Genomic DNA, 6,410 nt, shown 5'->3' with positions numbered 1-6,410 from the left:
GGCTGGCGCAAACGACGTCAGAAGGTGCAGTCCGAGGACACCGAGATCGGCGGGATCCCGCCGGTGCCGCCCCCGGTCGCGTCCGGGGAACCGGACGTGGACGCCGAACCGGATCCGTTCGACGCGGGCCCTCCCACGATGAATCACCCCGCGCCGATGCCCTTCGTGCCGCCCCATTCGCTCGACGACCGTGATCGCCAGAGCGACGAACTCGACGACTACGAGCGCGAGTTCGCCGACCCGGCGTATCCCGACGGCAGCCCGGACTTCGGCCGCGAGGAGTACGGCTTCGGCCGGACGGCGGCCGGCTACCGGCCCGACGAGTACGAGGACGACTACGAAGACGACCAGGACGCGGACGTCGTCGAGGAGGAAGAACCCGAGGAGTTCGCCGAGAACACCTCGCCGGGGAAGCAGTGGCTGGCGCTGGCCGGTCAGCTCGCCCTCGGCGTGGTCGGCGGCGCCGGGGTCTGGCTCGGCTTCAACTGGCTGTGGGTGAACATCCCCGCCGCCGCGCTCGTCGCCGCGTTGCTGGTGATCGTCGCGCTGGTGTGGATCGTCCGGAAGATCCGCCGGGCCGAAGACCTGCAGACCACGGTGCTCGCGGTCCTGGTCGGCCTGGTGGTCACGGTCTCACCGGCGGCACTCCTGCTGGTCGCGCGTTAGCGGCCTCGGGAACAATGCCGGAATGGTCCATCAGGTTCCGGTAGGCGTTTCGACCGCGTCCGTCTGGCCGTTGAAGGCGGGCGCGGCCTTCGAGATGGCCGCCGACCTCGGCTACGACGGCGTCGAGGTGATGATCTGGGCCGACCCGGTCAGCCAGGACGTCTCCGCGCTGCGCCGGTGGTCGCGCCGCACCGGGGTACCGGTGCTGTCGATCCATTCGCCGTCGCTGCTCATCACCCAGCGCGTGTGGTCGCCGGATCCCGAGGTGCGCCTGCGGATGTCCGTGGACGCGGCGCAGGAACTGGGCGCGCGCACCGTCGTGGTGCATCCGCCGTTCCGCTGGCAGCGCCGCTACGGCGACGCGTTCTCCGACCTCGTCGACGAACTCGAAGAAGAGAGCGGCATCGAGGTCGCGGTCGAGAACATGTTCAAGGTTCGCCCGCCCGGCGGATCGAGGACGTCCCGCGTGTCGGCCTTCCGGCCTTCGATCGACCCTACGGACGTAGGGTTTCGTCACTACACGCTCGACCTGTCCCATACAGCGGCAGCCGGAATGGACGCCCTCGCGCTGGCCGAACGGATGGGAAAAGGGCTCACGCACGTCCATCTGGCGGATGGCACCGGGCTCCCGAAGGACGAACATCTGGTCCCCGGCCGCGGCATCGAACCCTGCGCCGAACTCCTCGAAAAGCTCGTGAACAGCGATTTCGCCGGACAGATCGTGCTGGAGATCAACACCCGCCGGTCGCCGAGCGCGGCACAGCGGTCGAGGGACCTCGCCGAGTCGCTCTTGTTCGCAAGGTTCCACCTCGGTCAGTGACAAAGATCGTCCCCGGGTGCGGAGATTCATTCCTGCCTGCGCCCGAGGCGCTGCTACACGTAAAGTTCCGACCGTGAACCCGCTGCGCTTGTTGATCTCCCGCACCCCGATGGATCGGCTCGTGGCCCTGGTCAGTGCTCGGTGAGCGCGGCCGACGACACGGTCACCTCCTTCGACGCGGCATGCGCGACGCGATCACTGGGTGACGGCACCTTCACAGCGGTCCTGCGCACGGAGTGGTCCATCGGCGGGCATCCGCACGGCGGCTTCCTGATGGCGTTGATGGCGCGAACCGCCCTCTCGCTCCTCCACGAACGCGGCGAACCGCCATCCGAACCGCTGGCGATCAGCGCGGAGTTCCTGCACCCGCCCGCGGTCGGGCCGGTCCTGCTGCGCACCGACGTCCGGAAGGTCGGACGGCGCGCGTCGGTCGTCGCGGTCCTGCTGGAGCAACGCGGCCGCAGCTGCGTCGAGGCCAGGGTGACCACCGGGCGGCTGCCGATGCGGCGCCCGGAATGGACCGACGTCCCGGCCATGCCCGCCGAACCGCCTCCCGGCGCGGTCACCATCACCGGGGAGACGTCCGAGGGCCTGTTCAACCTGGCGAAGGGCTGCGAGGTCCGGTTGGACCCGGCGAGCGTCGGCTACCTGCACGGCCGGATCGGCGACCCGCCCAAGATGCGCCTGTGGGTCCGGCCGCGGCACGGTCTGCCCGACCCGTACTTCGCCCTGCTCGCGGGCGACGTGAACCCGCCGGTGGTCTACAACCTCGGCCGCGTCGGCTGGGCGCCGACCGTCCAGCTGACCGCATTGCTGCGTACGCGGCCGGCGCCGGGCTGGCTGCGCGTGATCGTGCAGGCCCAGTCGGTGCACGAGGCCTGGTTCGACTCCGACGCCGTCGTGGTGGATTCCCAGGGCAGGCTGGTCTGCCAGTCCCGTCAGCTGGCACTCGCCCCGGCGCCCGGGGGCTGACGGCGGTTTGGCACGCTGAGCCGCATGAGTGTGATCGCGGTGCTGGGTGCCGGAAAGATCGGGGAGGCCCTGCTCTCGGGCCTGCTGCAGGGCGGGCACAGCCCCGACGACCTGCTGTTCACCGAACGCTATCCGGCGCGCGTGGACGAGCTGACCGAACGCTACGGCGTGCACGGGGTCACCGTCGCCGACGCCGCGCGCCGGGCCGACGTGCTGGTCGTCGCGGTCAAACCGCAGGACATCGACCAGGTGCTGGACGACCTCGCGCCGCTGCTCGGGGAGAAGTCGCTGGTGGTCTCGCTGTGCGCGGGCCTGCCGACCGCCCTGTACGAGCGCAGGCTGGCCGCGGGCGTCCCCGTGGTGCGGGTCATGCCGAACACCCCGATGCTCGTCGGAGAGGCGATGAGCGCGGTGTCCGCGGGTGCGCACGCGACCGCCGAGCACATCGCGGTGGTGAAGGACCTGCTTTCGCACGTCGGACAGGTCGTCGAGGTGCCGGAGTCGCAGCAGGACGCCGTCACCGCGCTGTCCGGCTCCGGGCCCGCCTACTTCTTCTACCTGGTCGAGGCCATGATCGACGCCGGGATCCTGCTCGGCCTGCCGCGTGCGCTCGCCGGGCAGCTGATCATCCAGTCGGCCGTCGGCGCCGCGAAGATGCTCGCGGAGTCCGACGAGCACCCGGTGCTGCTGCGTGAAGCGGTCACCTCACCCGCCGGAACGACCATCAACGCCATCCGCGAGCTGGAGAAGCACGGCGTCCGCGCGGCGCTCCTGGCCGCCATCGAAGCGGCGAAGGACCGGTCGACCGAACTGGGCGCCGCTCACGAACCTCGCAATTAGTCCTCTGGATGCGGTGGTTCGACGTCGAACCACCGCATCCAGAGGACGAAATGCGTAATCGGACGGGCCCATCTCGGTGACTCGCGTCGCTTTAGCCACACGTGTCCCGCTACTCTCAGGAGAGCACGTGCGTGTCGATACCACAGGTGGGGAAGCCTCGTGGCGCGACACGTGTCGAAGGACACGGTGAAACATGCCGCCGAACAAGAAAGAAGACCTACCCAAGGTGAACACGGTAGGTCAGGTCCAGTTCCTGACGGTCGCCGAGGTGGCCACGCTGATGCGGGTCTCCAAGATGACCGTCTATCGCCTGGTTCACTCGGGCGAGTTGCCCGCGGTACGCGTGGGGAAGTCGTTCAGAGTGCCCGAAAAGGCCGTTCACGAATACCTTCAGGGCGCTTACTTCGACGTGGGCTGAGGCCCGTTTCGCGAGGACGGCGTGCCCGCCGACGGGCGTCTTCCGGGGCGCGAGTACCCTGGAAGACCGCTCGTGCCTGTGCGCTCCACCCGTTGGACGCTGCGCCGGGCAGCGTGACCGACGACTAGGAGAGGAGCGCTCACGATGGGCTCTGTGATCAAGAAGCGCCGTAAGCGCATGTCGAAGAAGAAGCACCGCAAGTTGCTGCGCCGGACGCGCGTTCAGCGTAGGAAGGCCGGCAAGTAAGACACTGCCGGTGAGTGGCCCGTCCAGTTTCTGGGCGGGCCACTCCCATTTAGTGGACATTGTCCGCCCATTCGAGTGAGACGTGCATCCCCTCTGCGAGCAGCGGGTTAATAGCATGTAAGGGCTGACTCGACTACCCCTAATGAGCGGTAACATCTCAAGGGCAGCCGCGCGATGCTTCCAGTGAGTGCAGGTACGCGCACACACGGTGGATCGTTTTCGCCGCGCTCAAGGTCATCAGGACCCCGTGATCACAAGACCGAGAACAGCCCAAAGCCGCAGGGAGTCCTATGCCGTCGAACATCGTGCTCGTGACCGGGGTCGGGGGAGACCTTGGCGGGAAGCTGCTCGCCAGACTCGGCAACAATCCGGAGTTCGAGCGGGTGATCGGCGTCGACACCACGCCTCCGCAGAAGTCGGTTCTGCAGCGCATGGGTCGCGCTGAATACGTCCGCGCGGACATTCGCAACCCGCTGATCGCGAAGGTGATCAGCACGGCCAAGGTCGACACCGTGGTGCACGCCTCGTGCACCGCGCATCCGGCCGGGCCCGCTCGCCGCACGGCGATCAAAGAGGTCAACGTCATCGGCACGATGCGGCTCCTGGCGGCCTGCCAGCGTTCGCCGCTCGTGCGCAAGCTCGTGGTGAAGTCCACCGCCGCGGTCTACGGCGCGGGGGCGCGCTCGCAGGCGGTCTTCACCGAGGATTCCGAACTCATCCCCACCTCGACCAGCGGCTACGCCAAGGACGCCGTCGAGATGGAGGGCTACGTCCGCGGGCTCATGCGCCGTCGTCCCGACATCACGACGACGCTGTTCCGGTTCGCCAACATCATCAGCCCCGAGATCGACACCGTGCTCTCGCGCTACTTCGCGCTACCGGTGGTCCCGACCGTCTTCGGCTACGACGCACGGATCCAGTTGCTGCACGCTTCGGACGCGCTGGCCGTTTTCGAGCAGGCGACGCTGGAAGACAAGCCCGGTGTGTTCAATGTCGGCTCGGAAGGGGTACTCACCCTGTCTCAGGCGATCCGGCGAGCCGGCCGGGTCGAGCTGCCGATGCCCAGTGGTGTCGTGCCGTCGGTCGGGAAGGTCCTGCGCGGCGCTCGCGTGGTCGACTTCTCCGCCGACCAGGTCCGGCTGCTGAACTTCGGCCGGGTCGTGGACATCACGAAGCTCAAGAAGGACTTCGGCTACACACCGCGTTGGACGACGCGTGAGGCGTTCGACGACTACATCACCGGCCGCGGGCTGAGGCCCGTGGTGGACGGTGGCAGGCTCGCCGGCCTCGCCGGCAAGGTGCTGGTCGCCGCGGCGACCGGGCAGGCGGCGCACCGGTGAGCAGGCCCTACGAGAACTCTCATGAAGGCGAGGCGGAAGACGTGAGCGGCGCTGAAGCGCAGGTCATCCCGTTGCACGGCCCCGGCAGAGAGAAGCCGGACTCGGCCACCCAGGCGGATCGGGATCTTCGCGAGTCCGAAGAGGCTCAAGACCATTTGAAGCAGCAGGAGCGCCGGGCGGACGCTCCCGTCGTCGAGTTCCCCGGCTCGGCGCGGGTCTCGCCCGCCAGGACGCGACCCGCTGTGGACGCCCTGGACTCCCTCCCCTCGTCGCTCCGGACGGCGTTGGGATTCCTGCGGGACCGGCTGACCGGCGACTACACCGTGGACGAGTTCGGCTTCGACGCCGAGCTCACCGAAACCCTGCTGCTGCCGCCGCTGCGCGCGCTCTACGAGAAGTGGTTCCGCGTCGACACCTTCGGCGTCGAGAACCTGCCTGCCGACGGCGGCGCGCTGTTGGTGTCCAACCACTCCGGCACCTTGCCGCTCGACGCGCTGATGACCGCCGTCGCCGTGCACGACCACGTCCCCGGCGCCCGCCACCTGCGCGGCCTCGGTGCGGACCTGGTGTTCCAGGTGCCGCTGATCGGCTCGTTCGCCCGCAAGTCCGGGCAGACGCTGGCCTGCAACGCCGACGCGGAACGCCTGCTGCGCAACGGGGAACTCGTCGGTGTCTGGCCGGAAGGCTTCAAGGGCATCGGGAAACCGTTCTCGTCGCGGTACAAACTGCAGCGGTTCGGCCGCGGCGGTTTCGTTTCCGCGGCGCTGCGGACCGGGGTGCCGATCATCCCCGTGTCGGTCATCGGCGCGGAGGAGATCTACCCGAAGGTCGGCGACATCAAGCTGCTCGCGCGGCTGCTCGGCCTGCCGTACTTCCCGGTGACGCCGTTCTTCCCGCTGCTCGGCCCGCTCGGCGCGATCCCGCTGCCGACGAAGTGGAGCATCGAGTTCGGCGAGCCCATCCGGACCGACTCCTACGACGCGGACGCCGTCGACGACCCGATGCTGGTGTTCACGCTGACCGACCAGGTGCGCGAGTCGATCCAGCAGTCGCTGTACAAACGCCTTTCGCAGCGGAAGAGCGTCTTCAAGGGCTGACCTCCTTCGCG

The 6,410-nt window shown here is 68.5% G+C and carries 7 protein-coding genes and 1 pseudogene; all 8 read left to right on the top strand.

What is annotated here, in order from left to right; genetic code table 11:
- A pseudogene (locus tag H5J31_RS25285) lies at positions 1-666 on the top strand (hypothetical protein); the annotation flags it as partial.
- A gap of 22 nt (positions 667-688) precedes the next feature.
- Complete coding sequence (locus tag H5J31_RS25280) at positions 689-1,486, top strand: sugar phosphate isomerase/epimerase family protein (protein WP_181775127.1); 798 nt, start codon at positions 689-691, stop codon at positions 1,484-1,486.
- A 141-nt stretch (positions 1,487-1,627) separates the two neighbouring features.
- A complete protein-coding gene (locus tag H5J31_RS25275; protein WP_181775126.1) occupies positions 1,628-2,458 on the top strand; it encodes a thioesterase family protein in 831 nt (276 codons plus the stop codon).
- A 24-nt stretch (positions 2,459-2,482) separates the two neighbouring features.
- A complete protein-coding gene (gene proC / locus H5J31_RS25270; protein ID WP_181775125.1) occupies positions 2,483-3,298 on the top strand; it encodes a pyrroline-5-carboxylate reductase in 816 nt (271 codons plus the stop codon).
- A 193-nt stretch (positions 3,299-3,491) separates the two neighbouring features.
- Entirely contained in the window at positions 3,492-3,716 is a 225-nt protein-coding gene (locus H5J31_RS25265; protein ID WP_181775124.1) for a helix-turn-helix domain-containing protein, read from the top strand.
- A 144-nt stretch (positions 3,717-3,860) separates the two neighbouring features.
- Entirely contained in the window at positions 3,861-3,962 is a 102-nt protein-coding gene (locus H5J31_RS25260) for a 30S ribosomal protein bS22 (protein WP_007030867.1), read from the top strand.
- Between the two features lie 290 nt (positions 3,963-4,252).
- The gene (locus tag H5J31_RS25255; protein WP_181775123.1) at positions 4,253-5,302 is read left to right on the top strand and encodes an NAD-dependent epimerase/dehydratase family protein; all 1,050 of its coding nucleotides are present in this window, start codon (positions 4,253-4,255) and stop codon (positions 5,300-5,302) included.
- Positions 5,299-6,399 carry a lysophospholipid acyltransferase family protein gene (locus H5J31_RS25250; RefSeq protein ID WP_181775122.1) on the top strand — a complete coding sequence of 367 codons (1,101 nt, stop codon included), beginning with the start codon at positions 5,299-5,301 and terminating at the stop codon, positions 6,397-6,399. The genes H5J31_RS25255 and H5J31_RS25250 overlap by 4 nt, the downstream gene beginning before the upstream one ends.
- The last annotated feature ends 11 nt before the right edge of the window (positions 6,400-6,410 follow it).

It is taken from the genome of Amycolatopsis pittospori (genome assembly GCF_013870525.1).
In the GTDB taxonomy this organism is placed as follows: domain Bacteria; phylum Actinomycetota; class Actinomycetes; order Mycobacteriales; family Pseudonocardiaceae; genus Amycolatopsis; species Amycolatopsis pittospori.
The sequence above is the reverse complement of the archived record's forward strand: the minus strand, read 5'-3'. Positions and strand labels throughout refer to the sequence as shown.